The organism is Cupriavidus taiwanensis LMG 19424 (genome assembly GCF_000069785.1).
In the GTDB taxonomy this organism is placed as follows: Bacteria; Pseudomonadota; Gammaproteobacteria; order Burkholderiales; family Burkholderiaceae; genus Cupriavidus; species Cupriavidus taiwanensis.
Map to the genome: position 1 here is coordinate 1,843,485 of NC_010528.1, position 17,945 is coordinate 1,861,429.

The 17,945-nt window shown below is 66.3% G+C and carries 20 protein-coding genes and 1 tRNA gene; 12 read left to right on the top strand and 9 right to left on the bottom strand.

Going from position 1 to position 17,945, the window contains the following annotated elements; translation table 11 throughout:
* The first annotated feature begins 146 nt into the window (after positions 1-146).
* The 6 genes from RALTA_RS08400 to RALTA_RS08425 all read left to right on the top strand — a co-directional run bounded on the left by RALTA_RS08400 (position 147) and on the right by RALTA_RS08425 (position 4,556).
* The gene (locus tag RALTA_RS08400) at positions 147-395 is read left to right on the top strand and encodes an AbrB/MazE/SpoVT family DNA-binding domain-containing protein (protein WP_012353007.1); all 249 of its coding nucleotides are present in this window, start codon (positions 147-149) and stop codon (positions 393-395) included.
* Positions 389-709: a type II toxin-antitoxin system PemK/MazF family toxin gene (locus RALTA_RS08405; RefSeq protein ID WP_012353008.1), complete on the top strand. Its 321-nt coding sequence runs from the start codon at positions 389-391 to the stop codon at positions 707-709. The genes RALTA_RS08400 and RALTA_RS08405 overlap by 7 nt, the downstream gene beginning before the upstream one ends.
* 203 nt (positions 710-912) lie before the next feature.
* Positions 913-1,722 carry a MetQ/NlpA family ABC transporter substrate-binding protein gene (locus RALTA_RS08410; RefSeq protein WP_012353009.1) on the top strand — a complete coding sequence of 270 codons (810 nt, stop codon included), beginning with the start codon at positions 913-915 and terminating at the stop codon, positions 1,720-1,722.
* 116 nt (positions 1,723-1,838) lie between these two features.
* Positions 1,839-1,925: transfer RNA gene (locus RALTA_RS08415), tRNA-Leu, on the top strand.
* Between the two features lie 144 nt (positions 1,926-2,069).
* Positions 2,070-3,626, top strand: a complete 1,557-nt coding sequence (locus RALTA_RS08420; protein ID WP_041232142.1) for a serine hydrolase — start codon at positions 2,070-2,072, stop codon at positions 3,624-3,626.
* 51 nt (positions 3,627-3,677) lie between these two features.
* Positions 3,678-4,556: a metal-dependent hydrolase gene (locus RALTA_RS08425; protein ID WP_050976446.1), complete on the top strand. Its 879-nt coding sequence runs from the start codon at positions 3,678-3,680 to the stop codon at positions 4,554-4,556.
* 9 nt (positions 4,557-4,565) lie between these two features.
* Here RALTA_RS08425 and RALTA_RS08430 read toward each other — a convergent pair whose 3' ends face one another.
* A complete protein-coding gene (locus tag RALTA_RS08430) occupies positions 4,566-5,669 on the bottom strand; it encodes a mandelate racemase/muconate lactonizing enzyme family protein (protein WP_012353012.1) in 1,104 nt (367 codons plus the stop codon).
* Between RALTA_RS08430 and RALTA_RS08435 the strand changes: the two genes are divergently transcribed.
* A complete protein-coding gene (locus tag RALTA_RS08435) occupies positions 5,653-5,889 on the top strand; it encodes a hypothetical protein (protein WP_157877124.1) in 237 nt (78 codons plus the stop codon). The genes RALTA_RS08430 and RALTA_RS08435 overlap by 17 nt on opposite strands.
* Here RALTA_RS08435 and RALTA_RS08440 read toward each other — a convergent pair.
* The gene (locus tag RALTA_RS08440) at positions 5,886-6,338 is read right to left on the bottom strand and encodes a DUF1801 domain-containing protein (RefSeq protein WP_012353013.1); all 453 of its coding nucleotides are present in this window, start codon (positions 6,336-6,338) and stop codon (positions 5,886-5,888) included. The genes RALTA_RS08435 and RALTA_RS08440 overlap by 4 nt on opposite strands.
* Before the next feature lie 92 nt (positions 6,339-6,430).
* On the opposite strand from RALTA_RS08440, the gene RALTA_RS08445 reads away from it, so the two are divergent.
* A complete protein-coding gene (locus RALTA_RS08445; RefSeq protein ID WP_012353014.1) occupies positions 6,431-6,847 on the top strand; it encodes a DUF1801 domain-containing protein in 417 nt (138 codons plus the stop codon).
* Positions 6,848-6,859: 12 nt separating this feature from the next.
* Here the strand turns inward: RALTA_RS08445 and RALTA_RS08450 are convergent, their stop codons facing one another.
* Positions 6,860-7,846, bottom strand: a complete 987-nt coding sequence (locus RALTA_RS08450) for a Bug family tripartite tricarboxylate transporter substrate binding protein (protein ID WP_012353015.1) — start codon at positions 7,844-7,846, stop codon at positions 6,860-6,862.
* Between the two features lie 303 nt (positions 7,847-8,149).
* On the opposite strand from RALTA_RS08450, the gene RALTA_RS08455 reads away from it, so the two are divergent.
* Together RALTA_RS08455 and RALTA_RS08460 are read left to right on the top strand one after the other, a co-directional pair.
* Complete coding sequence (locus tag RALTA_RS08455; RefSeq protein WP_012353016.1) at positions 8,150-9,913, top strand: ABC transporter ATP-binding protein/permease; 1,764 nt, start codon at positions 8,150-8,152, stop codon at positions 9,911-9,913.
* 114 nt (positions 9,914-10,027) lie between these two features.
* On the top strand, positions 10,028-10,546 hold the full coding sequence (locus tag RALTA_RS08460; RefSeq protein WP_012353017.1) for a hypothetical protein: 519 nt from the start codon (positions 10,028-10,030) through the stop codon (positions 10,544-10,546).
* A 53-nt stretch (positions 10,547-10,599) separates the two neighbouring features.
* Here the strand turns inward: RALTA_RS08460 and RALTA_RS08465 are convergent, their stop codons facing one another.
* From RALTA_RS08465 to RALTA_RS08490, 6 genes are all read right to left on the bottom strand, one after another.
* Positions 10,600-11,076 carry a ferritin-like domain-containing protein gene (locus RALTA_RS08465; RefSeq protein WP_012353018.1) on the bottom strand — a complete coding sequence of 159 codons (477 nt, stop codon included), beginning with the start codon at positions 11,074-11,076 and terminating at the stop codon, positions 10,600-10,602.
* Between the two features lie 71 nt (positions 11,077-11,147).
* Positions 11,148-11,579, bottom strand: coding sequence for a universal stress protein (locus RALTA_RS08470; protein WP_025584502.1), 432 nt, complete (start codon positions 11,577-11,579; stop codon positions 11,148-11,150).
* 191 nt (positions 11,580-11,770) lie between these two features.
* On the bottom strand, positions 11,771-12,514 hold the full coding sequence (phbB, locus tag RALTA_RS08475; protein WP_012353020.1) for an acetoacetyl-CoA reductase: 744 nt from the start codon (positions 12,512-12,514) through the stop codon (positions 11,771-11,773).
* A gap of 266 nt (positions 12,515-12,780) precedes the next feature.
* Complete coding sequence (phaP3, locus tag RALTA_RS08480) at positions 12,781-13,332, bottom strand: TIGR01841 family phasin PhaP3 (RefSeq protein ID WP_012353021.1); 552 nt, start codon at positions 13,330-13,332, stop codon at positions 12,781-12,783.
* A gap of 347 nt (positions 13,333-13,679) precedes the next feature.
* Positions 13,680-15,266, bottom strand: a complete 1,587-nt coding sequence (aceB, locus tag RALTA_RS08485) for a malate synthase A (protein WP_012353022.1) — start codon at positions 15,264-15,266, stop codon at positions 13,680-13,682.
* A gap of 50 nt (positions 15,267-15,316) precedes the next feature.
* Positions 15,317-16,018 carry a haloacid dehalogenase type II gene (locus RALTA_RS08490; protein WP_012353023.1) on the bottom strand — a complete coding sequence of 234 codons (702 nt, stop codon included), beginning with the start codon at positions 16,016-16,018 and terminating at the stop codon, positions 15,317-15,319.
* 292 nt (positions 16,019-16,310) lie between these two features.
* On the opposite strand from RALTA_RS08490, the gene RALTA_RS08495 reads away from it, so the two are divergent.
* On the top strand, positions 16,311-17,261 hold the full coding sequence (locus tag RALTA_RS08495; protein WP_025584496.1) for a LysR family transcriptional regulator: 951 nt from the start codon (positions 16,311-16,313) through the stop codon (positions 17,259-17,261).
* 173 nt (positions 17,262-17,434) lie between these two features.
* Positions 17,435-17,869, top strand: coding sequence for a universal stress protein (locus RALTA_RS08500; protein ID WP_012353026.1), 435 nt, complete (start codon positions 17,435-17,437; stop codon positions 17,867-17,869).
* Positions 17,870-17,945 lie beyond the last annotated feature (76 nt).

A 17,945-nucleotide genomic window follows, 5' to 3' on the forward strand; every position in this document is an offset into this window, starting at 1 on the left:
CGGGCGTTTTCGGACGATTCGCCTGTCGGCGGCTGCGCCGGGATGTCACATTTCCATCCAGTGTCGTGCCTGCCTGTTTCCTTGATGTCCGTGGTGTAATAACATTGTGCTGACGCCACTACTGGCCACACCATGAGCAACAAGACATGAAGGCAACGATCCGCAAGATGGGGAACTCGCAAGGTGTCCTGATCCCCAAGGCAATCCTGGCACAGCTGGGTCTGGAGAATGAAGTGGAAATGGAAATCGTGAATGACACGCTGGTGCTGCGCCGGCCCCGGCAGACACCGCGGCAAGGCTGGGCCGAAGCCAGCCGGCAGATCGCCGCGGACGGCGACGACACCCCGGTGCTGGGCGAGCTGCCCAACGCCGACGACGCGGAGCTGAAATGGTAGCGCGCGGCGATGTCTGGCTGGTCGCGCTCGATCCCACCGTCGGCAGCGAGGTCGAGAAGACACGCCCATGCGTCATCCTGTCTCCGCCCGAAATGCACGACTACCTGCGCACCGTGACCGTGGCGCCGATGACCACAGGCAGCCGGCCGGCACCGTTTCGCATCCCGGTGACCTTCCAGCGCAAGACGGGCCTGATCCTGCTGGACCAGCTGCGCACCGTCGACAAGTCGCGGCTGGTGAAGCGGGCGGGCGGCCTGAGTGACCGGACCGTGGCAGACACCTTGCGGACCTTGCGGGAAGTCTTCGCGGACTAAGCCGCGATGCAAAGGCATTTAATGCCGACAGGTGGGCGCCGCCTGGCTTCATAAGCTTATGAAAAAGAAATAGACGCCAGGATCGTCCGCGTTGCGCCATCCGCACGCAATTGCGTTAATCTGTGCACTCGCTCCGGGTAGGCGATCCCTGCCCTGCGATTGCCTCTCACTCGCCACATCACAACAAGATCTTCACAACTCCTATGCGCACGTCTTTCATCAAGCGCCTGGCGGCGGCTGTGTCCGCCGTCGGCTTTATCGCCGCGGGCAGTGCCTCGGCCCAGGAACAGACTATCCGTGTCGGCACGGTCAGCGGGCCGGACGCCGAGGTCTGGCAAGTGGTCCAGAAGGTCGCCAAGCGCAATGGCCTGAACGTCAAGGTCGTCGAGTTCAACGACTACGTGCAGCCCAATGCCGCGCTCGACGCCGGCGACCTCGACGCCAACAGCTTCCAGCACCAGCCATACCTGGACAGCCAGGTGAAGCAGCGCGGCTACAAGATGCAGAGCGTGGGCTACACCTATATCTCGCCGCTGGGCGTTTACTCGAAGAATCTGAAGTCGCCCAAGGACCTGCCGCAGGGCGCCAGGGTGGCGGTGCCCAACGACCCCTCCAATGAAAACCGCGCGCTGCTGTTGCTGCAGGCGCAAGGCGTGATCAAACTGAAGGCCGGCGCCGGCACCAACGGCTCCAATGCCACGCCGCTGGACGTGGCCGAGAACCCGAAGAAGCTGAAGATCGTGGAACTGGACGCCGCCCAGCTGGCGCGCGCGCTGCCCGATGTCGCCGCCGCCGTGATCAACACCAACTATGCGCTTGCCGCCGGCCTGCAGCCGACCCGGGACGCCATCGCGCTGGAAGACATCCACAGCCCGTACGCCAACATCATCGTGGTGCGTACCCAGGACAAGGACAAGCCGTGGGTCAGGAAGCTGGTGGCCGCATACCAGTCTGAAGACGTGCGCCAGTTCATGAAGGCGCAGTACAAGGGCGCGATGGTGCCGTCGTTCTGATTGCCGCGAGGCGCCCCGACCGCTGCTGACAGCGGCCACCGGATTTTTTTCGCACGGCGCCCGTACCAGGGCTTGCAAATTCCGCCGCCTTCGGTAGAATTCGCGGCTCACCACCTGCCCAGGTGGCGGAATTGGTAGACGCACTAGGTTCAGGTCCTAGCGGTGGCAACACTGTGGAGGTTCGAGTCCTCTCCTGGGCACCACAATTCAAGAAAGGTCTGCGCATGCAGGCCTTTTTTGTTTTGTCCCGCTATCCTTCGCCGCCGAGCTATCGATCGCATACAGTAGTTCCATCCACAGGCCGCGGCCGAGCCACTGCATGCCCGGCCTCACAACGGAGAACTACCGTGGGCAAACAAGGACGCCGCCGTTTCCTGGGAGCCGCGCTGGGCGGCCTGCTGGTCCCTGCGCTCCCCGCGTGCGGCGGCGGCGACGACGAGCCACCGCCCACCCCAACGCCCCCGGAGCCGGTTCCCGCGGCGCAGATCACCCGGGCCATTGCCCAGGTGGACCAACTGGCCGCCGACCTGATGGCCAGTTCCGGCGTGCCCGGCATGGCCGTCGCGGTGGTGCGCGGCAATCAGACGGTTTATGCCAGGGGTTTCGGCCGGCGGCTGGTGACCGACCCCGCGCCGGTCGATGCCGACACCGTGTTCCAGCTGGCCTCGGTATCGAAGTCCATCGGCGCCACCGTGGTGGCGCGGCAGGTCGGCCGCGGCAGCATCGGCTGGGATACGCCGGTGCGCACGCACCTGCCCTGGTTCACGCTGGCCGATGCGGAGGTGTCGGCGGACGTCACCGTTGGCGACCTCTACGCCCACCGCTCTGGCCTGCCCGACCATGCCGGCGACCGCCTCGAAGACATGGGGTACGACCGCCAGCAAGTGCTGACCCGCCTGCGCTTCCTGCCGCTGCATCCGTTCCGCGGGGTCTACGCGTACACCAACTTCGGCATGACGGCCGCGGCCGAAGCCGTGGCCGTCGCCGCCGGCACCGACTGGGCCACGCTGTCGGAACAGGCGCTCTACCAGCCGCTGGGCATGACGCGCACCAGCTCACGCTACGCCGACTATGCCGCGCGCGACAACCGCGCCGTCGGCCACGTCCGCGTCAACGGCAACTGGGTGCAAGGCGCAAGCCGGATGCCCGACGCGCAATCGCCGGCAGGCGGCGTCAGCGCCTCGGTCAACGACATGGCCAAATGGCTGGCGATGCTGCTCGCCAGGGGCGAGTTCGCCGGGCAGCGGGTGGTTGACGCCGCCGCGCTGGCGCCGGCGGTGAGCCCGCAGATGCAGAGCAACCCGCCCGCCAACGGACGCCCTGCCGGCTTCTATGGCTACGGCTTCAATGTCGGCACGACCGAACTGGGCCTGACCTCGCTCAACCACTCCGGCGCCTTCGCCATGGGCGTCGCCACCAGCTTCGTGGCGGTGCCGGAACTCGACCTGGCCATCGTGACGCTGACCAACGCGCAGCCCATCGGCGTGCCGGAAACGCTGAACGCACAGTTCTTCGACCTGGCGCAGTACGGCGCCATCCGCCGCGACTGGGGCAAGATCTACGGAGATGCGCTGGCACCGCTGCTGGAACCGGAAGGCCGGCTGGTGGGACAGCCGCGCCCGGCCAATCCGCTGCCGGCGCGCGCGCTGTCGGCCTACACCGGCGTCTACCGGAACGATTACTACGGTCCGCTGCAGGTCGCGGACCAGGGCGGCACGCTGGTGATGACGTTGGGCGCGACGCCGCTGGTGCTGCCACTGAGCCACTGGGACGGCGATATCTTCACCTTCACGCTCGTCAATGAAAACGCCATGCCGGGCACGATCTCGCAGGCCGCATTCTCCAGCGACCGCGTGTGGCTGGAGTTCTACGACCACGAAGGCCTGGGCATGTTTGTACGCTAGCGGCCCGGGCTGCGTACCGATCCGGCATCGATCCCTTTACGGAGGCAGGACATGCTCAGACACCTTGCGATGCGCCTCGCTGCCCTCACCACGCTCTGCGCCTTGCTGGGTGCCTGTGCCGCACCCGCGCCCCCGGCAGCGGCGCCACGCCCGGTCGCACCGGGCCAGCCCGCCGCGGGCAAGGCCGAAGTGCTGTGGCTGGGCCAGGCCGCCACGCGCATCACCACGCCGGGCGGCAAGGTCATCGTGATCGACCCGTGGCTGACCAGCAATCCGAAGACCCCGCCCGGTTTCAGGCAGCTGCCCGCGCTCGGCAAGGTTGACCTGATCCTGGTCACGCATGCCCACAATGACCACCTCGGCGATACGCCCGCGCTGGCCCGGCTGACCAACGCGCCGGTGTACAACGGCGGCGGCCTGGGCCGGGCGCTGGTCAGCCTGGGCCTGGTGCCGGAGGCGCAGGTGCAGCGCTTCGGCAAGAGCGGTACGGTCATGCCGTTCGGCCCGTCGGGCCCGAAAATCACCGCGGTGCATGCGGAACACTCGTCGGAACTGTCGCTGAAGAACCCGGCTACCGGCAAGGACGAAACCCATTTCGGCGGCGAGCCGGTGGGCTACATCATCGAACTGGAGAACGGCTTCCGCATCTGGCACATGGGCGATACCGGGCTGTTCGGCGACATGCGCATGATCGGCGAGATCTACAAGCCGGACCTGGTGCTGATTCCGATCGGCGGGTATTCCACCATGGGGCCGCAGGAGGCCGCGATCGCCGTGCGCGACCTGATCCGGCCCCGCTTCGCGATCCCGATCCACTACCAGACCTCGCCGCAAGCGAGCGGCACGCCGGAGGAATTCAAGGCGGCGCTGGGCGCCAATGCCGCGGCAGGCGTGATCGTGCCGCAGCCCGGCGAGAAGGTTGATTTCTGAGCGCCGGCGTCAGCCGACCCGGTAGCGCCGGATCACCTCCGGATCCGGGTCGATGCCCAGGCCCGGGCCGGCGGGCAGCGCGATCATGCCGTCGCGCGGCACCACGGCATCGCCAAGCACTTGTGCGGCCATGTCGAAGTAGCGCCATTCGATCATGGCGGCGGTGTCGCCCAGCGCCGCGGTGGCATGCATGGCGGCCAGCAAGCCGGGACCATCGTAGAAGGTATGGACCATCACCTGCGTGTTGTGCGCCCTGGCCAGCGCGAAGACATCGCGCAAGGCGCTGATGCCACCCATCTTGGCCGGGCTGGGCTGCACCACATCGACGGCGCCCATGCCTAGCAGGTGCTCGAACTCCATCAGCGTGGTGGCATTCTCGCCGGCCGCGAGCGGAATCGCGCAGCGCCGGCGCAGGGCCGCCAGTCCGGCGTAGTTCTCGGGCGGCCACAGCGGCTCTTCCAGCCAGCGCAGCGACAGCGGCTGCAGGGCGCGGGCCATGTCGATGGCCTCGGGCAGCGTCCAGGGGCAGTTCGTATCGAGGGTGATCTCGATATCCGGGCCCGCGGCCGCGCGCGCGGCGCGGATCACCGCCAGGTCGACTTCGTGCAGCTTCAGGCTGCGGTAGCCATCGGCGATGGCGCGCCTGACGTTGACCGCGATCGTGTCGGCATCGGCATACCGGATCAGGCTGGCGTAGGCCGGCAGTTGCTCGCGCCGCGCACCGCCGAGCAGGCGGTGGACGGGCAGCCCGGCCGCCTTGCCGCAGAGATCCCACAGCGCGATATCGAGCGCCGACAGCCCGTAGAACAGGGGCCCGCTGCGCCCGAACACATGGAACCTGCGCTGCAGGTCGAGGCCGATGGCCTCGATCTGGCTCGCGTCCCGGCCGATGCAGGCCGGCGCCAGCATCTGTTCGATCGCTGCCTTAACCGCCGGAATGCCGACGAAGCCGAAGGTCTCGCCCCAGCCGACCAGGCCGTCGTCGGTGCTCACCTTCAGCAGCAGCGAGTCGGCGGCCTGCATGCCGGCCCCGCCCCAGACGCCCGCCGCCGAAACGCCACCGACCGTGAACGGAATGCGCAGCACGATGGCTTCGATGCTCGCGATCTTCATGGCGCCCTCCTCTCGCAGCCAGTCCGGCAAGGCCGGCAACGATGCCGCGCAGGACTTCAATATAGGCCAGACGGCGCACCGGAATGCCCCTTCATCGCCGGCGCGCTGTGAGATCGAAGACTCAATGCGAAAGACAATTTTGCTGATGGCGACCTGCGCGGCGCTGTCCGCGTGCAAACGGACCACGCCCGACCACGCCGGCCGCCCGGCGCGCGGCTAAGGTTTCCATCCCGGCAGCGTCGCGGCTTGCCGGATCCAGTGCGCCATCAGCGCCTCGTCGAAGGCCTCGCCTTCGTGGATATGGAAATAGCGTGTGTCCTTGTCCCGGGATTCGACCGGTGGCACCGGATCCAGCGACATGCCGCGGAAAAATGCCACCTTGATGTATCTCGTCATGCAATGGAAGCTGAGAAACCAGCCCTGCCCCGCCCGGCCATAAAACGGCGAGTTCCAGCGCACCGCCTTGCTTACATCGGGCACGTTGCGCGCAATCAGCGCGTCGAGGCGGCGGCCCACGTCCTGCTTCCAGCCCGGCATCGCGTCGAGATACGCTTGCACCGGCGCATCGCCGTCGCCTTTCGGAATCTGCGGATTGCCGCCCGCCAGCAGCACCGGCTTGCCGGTGGCGGGCCGGGTAGCTGACCGGGTCCTGGACGGGCTTTGGGCCATGGCTGAACTCCCCCTGGTTGACGTGCGGCGACGCGATCGAATACAGCGGCTATGATAGGTCGGTCAGGCAGAACCTTGAGGAACGCGCATCGATGAATCCATCGGAACAGATTGACCAGCTGATCGCAGGGTTGGCCGACTGGCGCGGCCAGACCCTGGCCAGCCTGCGCAAGGCCATCCTCGCCGCCGACAGCGGCATCGTCGAGGAATGGAAATGGATGGGCAGCCCGGTATGGTCGCGCGACGGCATGATCGCTGTCGCCAATGCCCACAAGGGCAAGGTCAAGATCACCTTTACCAACGGGGCCAGCCTGCCTGACCCGGACCGCCTCTTCAACGCCGGCCTCGGCGGCAACAAATGGCGGGCGATCGACCTGGCCGAGGGCGACAAGATCGACACACGCGCCTTGAAGGCCCTGGTCCGCGCAGCGATCGCGTTCAACCAGGGCAAGAAGAAAAAAGCGCCGGCGCCCGGCCGTGCCCAGGCCAGCCAGCAAGACCAGGCGTGAAGGGCCAGGGACTCAACTGCCCTCGAGCTTGAACCCGATGTCCTTGATGAACTGCCCCCAGCGGGCGTGGTCGGCCCGGATCTGCGTGGCGAACGCTTCGGGCGTGACCGCCTGCGGCGGCAGCACGCCCACACCGGCCAGCCGCTTCTGGTAAGCAGGATCGGCCAACACCTTGCGCACTGCGGCGGAGACCGCCTCCACGGTCTCCTTTGGCATCGCCTTCGGGCCAAACAGCGCGAAATAGCCGCTGAGCTGCTCCATCTCGGGATAGCCCAGCTCGCGGAACGTGGGCGCGCCCGGCGCGAGTTCGGAACGCTCCGGAATGGTGGTGGCGAGCACCTTGGTCTTGCCGGCCTGGTATAGCGGCACGCCGGTGGTCAGGCCATCGATCATCAGCGGCACCACGCCGCCCACCAGGTCCTGCGTGGCGGGCGCCGAGCCCTTGTACAGCACCGGTTCGAGGTTCGTGCCGGCAAGCCGGTTGAACAACAGCGGGCCGAAGTGCGACGACGTGCCCGGGCCGTACGAGGCCGAGTGGATCGGCTTGCCCGGATTCGCCTTGGCATAGGCGACCAGTTCCTTCAGCGTGTTGTACGGCGCATCCTTGTTGGCGGCCAGCAGCACCGGCGCGCGGCCGAGTTCGGCCAGCGCGGTCAGGTCGGTCAACGGGTCGTAGGGCACGCGGTTGATATGCGCGCCCGAGGTGGCCGACGAGCCCAGCGTCACCAGCAGGGTCTGCCCGTCGTTCCTGGCGCGGATCACGTCCTGGGTGGCGGGAATGGTGGCGCCGCCAGGCTTGTTCTCCACCACCACGGGCTGCCCGGTCACGCGCCCCAGGTAGTCGGCGAACAGGCGCGCCACCACGTCGGTGCCGCCGCCGGGCGGATAGGCCACCACCAGCCGGATGGCGCGCGCGGGCCACTGCTGGGCCATGGCATGCGGCGCCACGCCGGCCGCCACCGCGATGGCCGCGGTGCTCAGGAACTGTCGACGGTCCATAGATGAAGTCTCCGCGTTATCGTTGTGCGCCGCACGGCGGCGGGTCTTTCATCTTAGAGAGTGTTCAGGCCCGGGACATGCCCGGGTTTCCACCATGGGCGGCGCCCCCTCGCGGGTTCCCCGGCTGCCGGCTCAGGCGTCAGCCCTGGGCCGGGCCCGAACGCTCGGCTCCCGCGAAACCGCCGGGCATCGAATTTGCTCGCCTATATTTCAGTAGTCATTTTCCGCCGTGCCGTGGCCCGCGGTCGGACCCGCCCGCCATGTGACGATCCTGAAATCCGCTCAGCCTCCCGGAGGTGGATTATGAGCGCCGTGCCAGAGCCGCAGGTGGCCGACAGCACTTCTGTCCCCGGCAAACGCCCCGCCACGACGACCCGGCATGTCTGGACCCGCTTCTGGGTGATCGCCAAACCCTACTGGGTCTCGCAGGAACGATGGAAGGCCGCCGGGCTGCTGGTGGTGCTGGTCCTGCTGCTGCTGGGGCAGACCCAGGCGGAGGTGCTGATCAACGAGCAGACCGGCGAATTCACCTCGGCGCTGGCGGCCCGCGACGCCGACCGCTTCTGGGCCTCGATCCGTACCTGCCTCTACATCCTGATCGTCGCGATTCCCGTCTACGCGGTCTACTACTACATCCGCAACGCGCTGGGCCTGCACTGGCGGCGCTGGATGACCCACCATTACCTGGACGGATATTTCAAGAACCGCATTTTCTACAAGCTCAATGCGGATACCGGCATCGACAATCCCGACCAGCGCATCTCCGAGGACATCAACACCTTTACACGGCAGTCGCTGTTTTTCCTGTCGATCGGCATCGGTGCGCTGCTGCAGCTGATTGCGTTCAGCGCGGTGCTGTGGATGATCTCGAGAGAGCTGGTCTATTTTCTGGTGGTCTACGCGATCGCCGGCACCGTGGTCTCGATCGCCTGCTTCGGGCGCGTGCTGATCGGCCTGAACTTCTACCAGCTCAAGCGCGAGGCCGATTTCCGCTTCAGCCTGATCCGTGTGCGCGAGAACGCCGAATCGATTGCGTTCTACCGCGGCGAGCCGCAGGAGTCTTCCCATGTCCGCGGACGCTTTGGCAAGGCGTTCCAGAACTTCGAGCGGCTCATCCGGTGGCAGCTGGGGCTGAACATGTTCCAGTATGGCTATGGCTTCCTGACCATCCTGCTGCCCAGCGCCATCGTGGCCTCGCGCGTGCTGGACGGCGAGCTCGAGGTCGGCAGCGCGATCCGGGCCGCTGGCGCGTTCGCCGCCGTGCTGAATGCGCTGACGGTGATCGTCGACAACTTTGAAGACCTGAGCCGGTTCGTGGCCGGCCTGGACCGCCTGGACACGTTCTCCAGCACCCTGACCGGGAAAAAGCCGACCGCGCCGCGGGCGGCCAGCACCATCGAATCCTGCCAGGATTCGCGGCTCGCGCTGGAACACGTCACGCTGCAGACGCCCAACCAGGAGCGCACGCTGGTCACGGACCTGAGCGCGTCGATCCATGCAGGCGAGGGACTGCTCATCGTCGGCGCCAGCGGCGGCGGCAAGAGTTCGCTGATGCGCGCCATCGCGGGGCTGTGGAACAGCGGCACCGGGCGCATCGTGCGGCCGGCGCCGCAGGACATGCTGTTCTTGCCGCAGCATCCCTACATGGTGGTCGGCAGCCTGCGCAGCCAGCTGCTCTATCCCAACCATGTCGGCCGGCAGGTCGCCGACGACGAGCTGCTGCAATTGCTGGATACCGTCAACCTGCACGACATCGCCGGCCGTTTCGGCGGGCTGGACACCGAGGTGGACTGGAGCAAGGTCCTGTCGCTGGGCGAGCAGCAGCGGCTGACCATCGCGCGCGTGCTGCTGGCCAGGCCGCGCTATGTGATGCTGGACGAGGCCACCAGTGCCCTCGACATCGTCAATGAAGAAGCCCTCTACCAGTTGCTGGCCGGCCTCGAGGCCACCCTGGTGAGCGTCAGCCACCGTCCCACGCTGCTGAAGTATCACCACCAGGTGCTGGAACTGCCGGGCGACGGCACATGGCGGCTGCATCCAGCCAGGGATTACCGGTTCGGCTGGTAATTGACGGGGAATGGGCCGGTAATGGCCCGGTAATGGCCCGGGCACTGGAAGCGCCAGCATGCGTTGCGCTATGCTGAAAAGATCCCCATCCGCCGTGCTTACCGGAGACCGATCATGCGCCATCGCCTGTTCGCCTGGCTCGCCGCCACCGCGGCAATCCTGCTGTGCGCCTGCGCGACCCTGCAGCCTGTGGAGACCGCGCAGAAAATGCTCGGCAGCCCGCAGAGCGCCGTGCGCGATACCTTCGGCGCGCCTTCCGAAACCTATCAGCTCGCGGACGGCACGAGCCGCTGGATCTATTCCAAGCAGCCGCTCGGCTTCGAGGTCTATGCCGCGGACTTCGACGCGGGCGGCAAGCTGAGCCGCTTCCGCCAGATGCTGACCGAGAAGGAAATCTACGCGGCCCGCCCGGGCGTGTGGACCAAGCAGGACGTGGCCGAGCACTTCGGCCTGCCGCGCGAGCCGGTCGAGTACTACCCGATGATGAAACGCGAGGCCTGGTCATACCGGCTCTACGCCGGCGCGTACCAGCCAGCGCACTTCAGCGCGTACTTCGACGAGCGCGGGGTACTGGACCGCACCATGATCATCGTCGATGCGATCGGCGGCGACGCGCGCGACGGCAGCAAGTGAGCGTGCCGGCACGAGCGTGCCGGCAATCGGCCGCCATGCCATGCGGGCCGGCCTTATCCCTGGCCGGTACGTCCGGCAGGGTCGGGGATCATGGGCGCGGCGGGCTTGCGCAGCATCTTCCCTACCTCGCCGGCGTGCAGTTCCTCGAGCTGGATCAACTGCCGCGCATACTCCTCCAGCGCGACGGAGCGGCCCTCGACCAGGCTGAGCAGTTCGCGGTACAACGCCAGCGCCTGCCTTTCGGTTTCCAGCGATTCACGCAGGATCGCGCCGATATCGTGGATGTGGGCGTCCAGCAGTTCGCCGATGCCGAGCGAGGGATATGCGCCGAGGGTGGTGATCCATTCGCCGGCCTGCTGCGCATGCAGCAGCGACTCGTTGGCCTGCTCGCGCAGCCACGACACAATCGGGATGCGCCCGAAGCCGAAGACAAGGAACGAATAGTGCGTGTAGCGCACCACGCCGGCGAGCTCGGCCTCCACGATGCGATTCAGGACGCCAACGACTTTCTCCTGCTCGATTTCCGCCATGGCATTACCTCCAGAGATGGAGTCCGGCGCCAGGCGCGCAGCGGGGGCGAGCCCGCTGCGCGCCCCCGCCTTCAGCGGTAGACCAGCACCGGAACCCGGCAGTGGGTGAGCACTTTCTGCGTTTCGCTGCCGACCAGCAATGCGTCCAGGCCCCTGCGGCCGTGCGACGCCATGAAAATCACATCACACTGGTGCCTTGCCGCGGCATCGATGATGCCTTTGTAGGGAACGGTTGCGGTCATGTCCGTGGCGCAGGGCACACCCGCCGCCCTGGCCGCGGCGACCACTTCCTCCAGCCGGGCCCTGGCCCGTTCGGCTTCCTGCTCTTCGAAGGCCTTGCGCCTGGGGTGGCCGGCGTCGCCCGACGCCATGTAGGGGTACTCCTCCATGCACGTATAGGCGGTCAGCCTGGCGCCATCGGCCTTGACAAAGCCAATGGCGGCCTCCATCGCCATTCTTGACAGATCTGAGCCATCGGTGGCCAACAAGATGTGCTTGAACACGATTCCCCTCCCTGTGCGAGTTTCGGGCGCGGTGGTCCCCGGCGTCGGTGAGGCGGTCCGCCGGTCAAGCTTCAGTATGGACAAGAATCGGGCTTGCGGAGGTACGCAACGCTGGCCACCGGCCGGCAATGGCGCCGGAGCGCCTCCGCAAGGGGCGCTCCGCGCGCGGGCAAAGGCCAGTGCCGACGCCCTTACTGCATATGCTGCCCGCCGTTGATGGCAATATTCGACCCGGTCACATAGGCCGCATCGTCCGAGCACAGGAAGGCCACCAGCGCCGCCACCTCCTCCGGCTTGCCGACGCGCCCCACCGGGATCTGCGGCAGGATCTTGGTCTCCATGATCTCCCTGGGCACGGCATTGACCATCTTGGTGGCCAGGTAGCCCGGCGACACGGTGTTGACCGTCACGCCCTTGCGCGCCACTTCCAGCGCCAGCGATTTGGTGAAACCGTGCATGCCGGCCTTGGCCGCGGCATAGTTGGTCTGGCCGAATGCCCCCTTGGAGCCGTTCACCGAGGAGATATTGATGATGCGGCCCCAGCCGCGCTCGACCATGCCTTCGCAAAGCGGCTTGGTGAGATTGAAGACGGAATCGAGGTTGGTCCGCATCACGGCATCCCAGTTCGGCTTGTCCATCTTCTTGAACGCCATGTCGCGCGTAATGCCGGCATTGTTCACCAGGATGTCGACGTTGCCGACGTCGGCAAGGATGCGCGCGGCGCAGGCCTGGCAAGCGTCATAGTCAGAGACGTCGACTTCATAGGCGCGCATCTCGCGGCCGGTGGCGGCCATCGCGGCAAGCCAGTCCCTGGCGTTGGCATTGCCGGGCGAATGCGTCACCACCACGGCATGGCCGGCGTCGTGCAGCCGGATGCTGATGGCTTCGCCGAGCCCGCCCATGCCACCTGTTACCAATGCGATTCTCTTCGTCATGCTGATTGCGTCGTTGTCGTAAGTTGAAAGACCCCTGCCGTGCAGCAAGGGACATTCCCCCGGTGGTCCCCGAGCAAATTCCCGCCGCCGTCGCGCAGGCAAAGCGCTGCCGTGCCGGGCCGGACATGCCGGTCCCGGTGCGCATGGATGAGGCGGGAGATATGGTGTCGCGGTGCCGCAGGCCCGGGAACGCGGGGTTCCCGGCCTGCATGCCTGCGATCTTGGTTCAGCGCGCCGGCCTGAGTTTGCGGGCCGGCGCTGCGCTGTTATGCCTTGGCGGCGCGGGGCGTCGCGTTCGCGGCCGTGGCCGACGCGGCGGTCTTGGCGAAGTTGGCCTTGGCGACTTCGGCGGTCTGCTTGGCGGCGTCCTGGAACGACTGGTAGGTGGTGCTGGCCGCGGCCACGCCCGATTGCAGCAGCGCGGTCAGCGCTTCCGAACCGGCCGGCGCGTTCTTCACGAAGGTGTCGACGAATGCCTGGACGTTGCGGTTGTGCTGCTCGTACTGCGCCTCGACGGCCTTGCTCAGTTCCGCCTGCGTGTTCGACGCGATCTCATAGACGTGGCGCGCATACGCTACCGCCTTCTCGGCAGCCGGCTGGGCCAGGTTGCCTTGCGCCGCGAACACTTCGCGCAAGTCCTTGCCGGCCAGTGCCGCCTGGACGTTTTCCTGGCCTTCGCTGAGCGTGGCCTTGAGCGTCTGCAGGTTCAGTTCGGTCAACTTCTGGAAACCTTCAAAGGCCGTGTTCGTCAGCGCGAACAAGTGGCTCACATTGGACTTCTGCGCCGCAGCAAATTGTTCGGGCGTAAAAGGGGACATGCAGATCTCCTGTGGGTGGATCGGACAGAATGGCGCACCGGCACTGGCGCGGGAACGCGGACTGGCTTCGCTCCCGGGCCGCGCCCTCAATCTTGCAGCGCACCATCGGAACCCGCATCCTAGAGGGTTTCTTCTGTTTCAGGCGCTAGGGATAAACCCAAATAGTCTTGAAGACCGGACAATAAAAGCGTTGCAGCATGCCCAAAAGTTACAAGTACTTACGGTGTATTGCCGCAGCGCAGTACAGATATAAGGGCAGCTTAACGCAGCCCTTCCCGCGGAAAAGGCGAAAAAAAACCGCAGCCGAAGCTGCGGTTTCCATGGAGCGGCAGGTGCCCGGCCTGCGTTCAGACCTCTTCGTACAGCGGCAGCGTCAGGAACTCGGCGAAGTCCTCCGACGTCGACATCTGCTCGAAGATCTCGGCGGCGCGGTCATAGGTCCTGGTGTCGCCACCGACCAGTTCCTTCACCTTGGCCAGTTCTTCCGGGATCAGCTTGCGCACCAGCTCGGCCGTGACCTTGGTGCCGTCTTCCAGCTTGCCCTTCGGCGAGCGGATCCACTGCCACACCTGCGAGCGCGAGATCTCGGCGGTGGCGGCATCTTCCATCAGGTTGTGGATCGGCACGCAGCCGTTGCCGGCCAGCCAGGCGCCCAGGTAGTGGATGCCGACGTTGATGTTCATGCGCAGGCCGTGCTCGGTGATCGGCGTTTCCGGCTTGAAGTCGAGCAGGTCGGCGCCCTTCACCTGCACATCCGGACGCTGCTTCTCGAACTGGTTCGGCTTGTCGCCCAGCACTGCCACGAATTCCTTCATGGCCGGCTCGACCAGGCCCGGGTGCGCCACCCAGCCGCCGTCGTAGCCGTCGGTGGCATCGCGGCGCTTGTCGCTGATGATGCCTTCCATGGCGATGGCGTTCTTCTCCGGATCGTTCTTGATCGGGATCAGCGCGCTCATGCCGCCGATGGCGGGGGCGCCGCGCGAGTGGCAGGTCTTGAGCAGCAGCAGCGCGTAGGCGCGCATGAACGGCGCGGTCATCGTGACCTTGGCGCGGTCGGCCAGGCAGAAGTCCTTGTCGTTCTTGAACTTCTTGATGCACGAGAAGATGTAGTCCCAGCGGCCGGCGTTCAGGCCCGCGCTGTGCTCGCGCAGCTCATACAGGATCTCTTCCATCTCGAACGCGGCGAGGATGGTCTCGATCAGCACGGTGGCCTTGATGGTGCCTTGCGGCAGGCCGATTTCCTTCTGCGCCATCACGAAGATGTCGTTCCACAGGCGCGCTTCCAGATGGCTTTCCATCTTGGGCAGGTAGAAGAACGGGCCGGCGCCGCGGGCGATCTGTTCCTTGGCGTTGTGGAACAGGAACAGCGCGAAGTCGAAGATGCCGCCCGAGACGCGCTTGCCGTCGATGGTGACGTGCTTTTCGTCCAGGTGCCAGCCGCGCGGACGCACCTGCAGCGTGGCGATCTTGTCGTTCAGCTTGTACTGCTTGCCCTTCGATTCCAGGGTCAGCGTGCGGCGCACGGCGGCCTTCAGGTTGACCTGGCCCTGCAGCTGGTTGTGCCAGTTGGGGGTGTTGGAATCCTCGAAGTCGGTCATGTAGCTGTCAGCGCCCGAGTTGAAGGCGTTGATCACCATCTTGGCTTCGACCGGGCCGGTGATTTCCACGCGGCGGCATTCCAGCGCCTTGGGCACCGGGGCAACCTTCCAGTCGCCTTCGCGGATGCTCTTGGTTTCCGGCAGGAAATCGGGGACTTCGCCGGCGTCCAGGCGCTTGGCGCGCTCGACGCGCGCGGCCAGCAATTCCTGACGGCGCGGCTCGAAGGCGCGGTGCAGCTTGTCTACCAGGGCCAGGGCTTCCGGCGTGAGGATATCTTCGTAGGCCGGCAGGATCTCGCCGGTAATCTTCATGCCCGCGGGCAGCGTGATAGCCATCTTGTTCTCCTGTTAAACGATAGCGATAGCTTGGGTTGTTGGGCGCCCTGCTATACCGCCACGCCATGGGCGCGGACGAATTCGAGCAGGTCGTTCATGTCGTGCCCGGTGCCGGAGGGGGCTACGTCGAGCCGCTCCGCCGGATGGCCGGCACGGTTGATCCAGAAAGTGGTGTAGCCAAACCAGATGGCGCCGCAGGCGTCCCAGCCGTTGGACGAGACGAACAGCATCTCCTGCGCGTCCAGCCCGAAGGCCAGCGGCCCCAGTGCATAGGCGGCGGGCGCGGTCTTGTACTGGCGCACCGCGTCGACCGACAGCACGTGGTCGAACAGGCCATGCATGCCGGCGCTCTTGACCGAGATGTCGAGCATCTCGGCATTGCCGTTGGACAGGATGCCGAGCGGCAGCCCCGCCTTGCGCAGGCGCTTGAGCGCGCCCAGGTTTTCCGGGAAGGCAGACAGGCAGGCGTATTCCTTGAGCAGCTGCGCTTCCGTCGCTTCATCCAGCGCCAGGCCCAGGCGCTCGGCAGCGTAGCGCAGCGCGTCCACGGTGATGGCCCAGAACGGCTTGTAGTGCGCGCCGTCGGGCGCGGCCATGGTACGGATGCGGGTGTAGTCGATCTGGCGGTCGCGCCACAGCAGCGCCAGTGCCTCGCCGCGGCCCGGGAACAGCTGCTCCGCGCGCGCGGTGACGGAATACACGTCGAACAGCGTGCCAAAGGCATCGAAGACGACGGCGCGGATCTTGTTCATGGGAGCCTGGACAACCTGCAAACGGTACGGGCGACTGGGTAAAGCGGCGGCCAGACCACAGCTGCGTGGCTCTGTACACCATTGAATGCATCGCATTGTAGGGAGACGCTGCAGTGCGGCAAAGTGGCCGTCTGTCACTTGATCTTTTACTTTTACACAACTAATCTTGGCTGACTAAAACAAAACTCCGCACCAAATCCTCTTCACTGGTGACCCAGGCTCCGCCATGGCAGCCGGTGCGTGTCCAGCGCGGCACTTGCGGAACCTCCCGCGCATATCAGGCAAAACATCTGTGGACCATTTCAAACAACTGGAGACTTTTGTATCCGTCGCCTCGCGCGGCAGCCTGTCCGCCGCGGCCGCGGCGGAGGGGGTGGCGCCGGCGATCATCGGCCGGCGCATCGATGCGCTCGAAGAGCGCCTGGGCGTCAAGCTGCTGGTACGGACCACGCGCAAGATCAGCCTGACCTTCGAAGGCTCGGCCTTCCTGGAAGATTGCCAGCGCATCCTGAACGACCTGCACAACGCCGAGGCCAGCGTCTCGGCCGGCGGCGTCAAGGCCAGCGGGCACCTGCGCGTGACCGCGCCGGCAGGCTACGGGCGCAAGCACGTGGCGCCGCTGGTGCCGCTGTTCATCGAGTCGCACCCGGACGTGTCGATCACGCTGGACCTGTCCGATCGCGTGGTCGACCTGGTCAACGAGGGCTTCGACTGCGCCATCCGCCTGGGCGACCTGCCCGACTCCAGCCTGGTGTCGATCCGGCTGGCCGAAACCCGGCGCGTGGTGGTGGCCGCGCCGGAATACCTGGCGCGCGCGGGGCGCCCGCAAGCGCCGGAGGACCTGCAGCGCCATAACTGCCTCGCCTTCGGCGCCAGCGCCAACATGCAGCGCGGCTGGGTGTTCCAGGAAGAAGGCCGCGCCGTGACGGTCAAGGTGGGCGGCACCATGGAATGCAGCGACGGCGCGGTGCTGCACGAATGGTGCCTGCAAGGCAACGGGCTGGCCTGGCGCTCCTGGTGGGAAGTCGGCAGCGAGATTGCCAGCGGACGGCTGGTGACGGTGCTGGACGAGTTCCAGGCACCGCCGATCGGCATCCATGCGGTGTTTCCGCAGCGCAAGCACCTGCCGCTGCGCGTGCGGCTCTTTATCGACCACCTGAAGAACACCTACGGCAATCCGTCCTACTGGCGGCGCGCCGAGCAAGCCAGCGCGCTGCCCGTGGCGGAGGTGCTGGCCGACTAGGCGCGCGCCACCGCAGGCGTGCCGGGGCACTTCGGCTGCCCTTGACATGACGCAATGGCCCTCTCGGCACACTGACTACAATGGATTCGTGACAGGCGTTGCCCGGCGCCGCGGCCCCACCGCGAACCGGCGGGCCGCCCTGCCCGTTCCCCTAGTCAGCAAAGGAGCCCCGCATGTTCCAACATATCCTGCTTCCCACCGACGGCTCGGAACTCTCCAAGAAGGCCATCAACGGCGGACTGGAGCTCGCCAAGGCCATCGGCGCGCGCGTCACGGCCTATGTCTGCCTGGAGGAATACCCGTACACCCCCTTCAGCGAGATCGTGGTCGAGGCCCCGCAGGCGTTCAAGGACCGTATCGAGAACCAGGCCAAGCTGTATCTGAAAGAGGTCGAAAACCTCGCCACGGCGGCCGGCGTCACCTTCGACGCCGACATGTCGACCTTCGCCGTGCCCTACCTGGGCATCATCGACGCCGCCGAGCGCCACGGCTGCGACGTGATCTTCATGGCCTCGCACGGCCGGCGCGGCCTGTCCGGCCTGCTGCTCGGCAGCGAGACGCAAAAGGTGCTGACGCATACCGACATTCCGGTGATCGTCTACCGCTGATCCCGGCACGCGGCGCGCCAAAGCAAAACCGCCCGCACCGGCTAGACCGGTGCGGGCGGTTTTTTTGCTTGCCCAG

What these genes read in the sequence shown, in the direction of transcription:
- RALTA_RS08500 (WP_012353026.1), top strand. Translation starts at nt 17,435, where the DNA reads ATGTTCCAACATATCCTGCTTCCCACCGACGGCTCGGAACTCTCCAAG.
- RALTA_RS08460 (WP_012353017.1), top strand. Translation starts at nt 10,028, where the DNA reads ATGCGCCATCGCCTGTTCGCCTGGCTCGCCGCCACCGCGGCAATCCTG.
- RALTA_RS08440 (WP_012353013.1), bottom strand. Translation starts at nt 6,338, where the DNA reads ATGGCCCAAAGCCCGTCCAGGACCCGGTCAGCTACCCGGCCCGCCACC.
- RALTA_RS08435 (WP_157877124.1), top strand. Translation starts at nt 5,653, where the DNA reads ATGCTCGCGATCTTCATGGCGCCCTCCTCTCGCAGCCAGTCCGGCAAG.
- aceB (WP_012353022.1), bottom strand. Translation starts at nt 15,266, where the DNA reads ATGGCTATCACGCTGCCCGCGGGCATGAAGATTACCGGCGAGATCCTG.
- RALTA_RS08400 (WP_012353007.1), top strand. Translation starts at nt 147, where the DNA reads ATGAAGGCAACGATCCGCAAGATGGGGAACTCGCAAGGTGTCCTGATC.
- RALTA_RS08455 (WP_012353016.1), top strand. Translation starts at nt 8,150, where the DNA reads ATGAGCGCCGTGCCAGAGCCGCAGGTGGCCGACAGCACTTCTGTCCCC.
- RALTA_RS08430 (WP_012353012.1), bottom strand. Translation starts at nt 5,669, where the DNA reads ATGAAGATCGCGAGCATCGAAGCCATCGTGCTGCGCATTCCGTTCACG.
- RALTA_RS08425 (WP_050976446.1), top strand. Translation starts at nt 3,678, where the DNA reads ATGCTCAGACACCTTGCGATGCGCCTCGCTGCCCTCACCACGCTCTGC.
- phbB (WP_012353020.1), bottom strand. Translation starts at nt 12,514, where the DNA reads ATGACGAAGAGAATCGCATTGGTAACAGGTGGCATGGGCGGGCTCGGC.
- RALTA_RS08465 (WP_012353018.1), bottom strand. Translation starts at nt 11,076, where the DNA reads ATGGCGGAAATCGAGCAGGAGAAAGTCGTTGGCGTCCTGAATCGCATC.
- RALTA_RS08490 (WP_012353023.1), bottom strand. Translation starts at nt 16,018, where the DNA reads ATGAACAAGATCCGCGCCGTCGTCTTCGATGCCTTTGGCACGCTGTTC.
- phaP3 (WP_012353021.1), bottom strand. Translation starts at nt 13,332, where the DNA reads ATGTCCCCTTTTACGCCCGAACAATTTGCTGCGGCGCAGAAGTCCAAT.
- RALTA_RS08445 (WP_012353014.1), top strand. Translation starts at nt 6,431, where the DNA reads ATGAATCCATCGGAACAGATTGACCAGCTGATCGCAGGGTTGGCCGAC.
- RALTA_RS08450 (WP_012353015.1), bottom strand. Translation starts at nt 7,846, where the DNA reads ATGGACCGTCGACAGTTCCTGAGCACCGCGGCCATCGCGGTGGCGGCC.
- RALTA_RS08410 (WP_012353009.1), top strand. Translation starts at nt 913, where the DNA reads ATGCGCACGTCTTTCATCAAGCGCCTGGCGGCGGCTGTGTCCGCCGTC.
- RALTA_RS08405 (WP_012353008.1), top strand. Translation starts at nt 389, where the DNA reads ATGGTAGCGCGCGGCGATGTCTGGCTGGTCGCGCTCGATCCCACCGTC.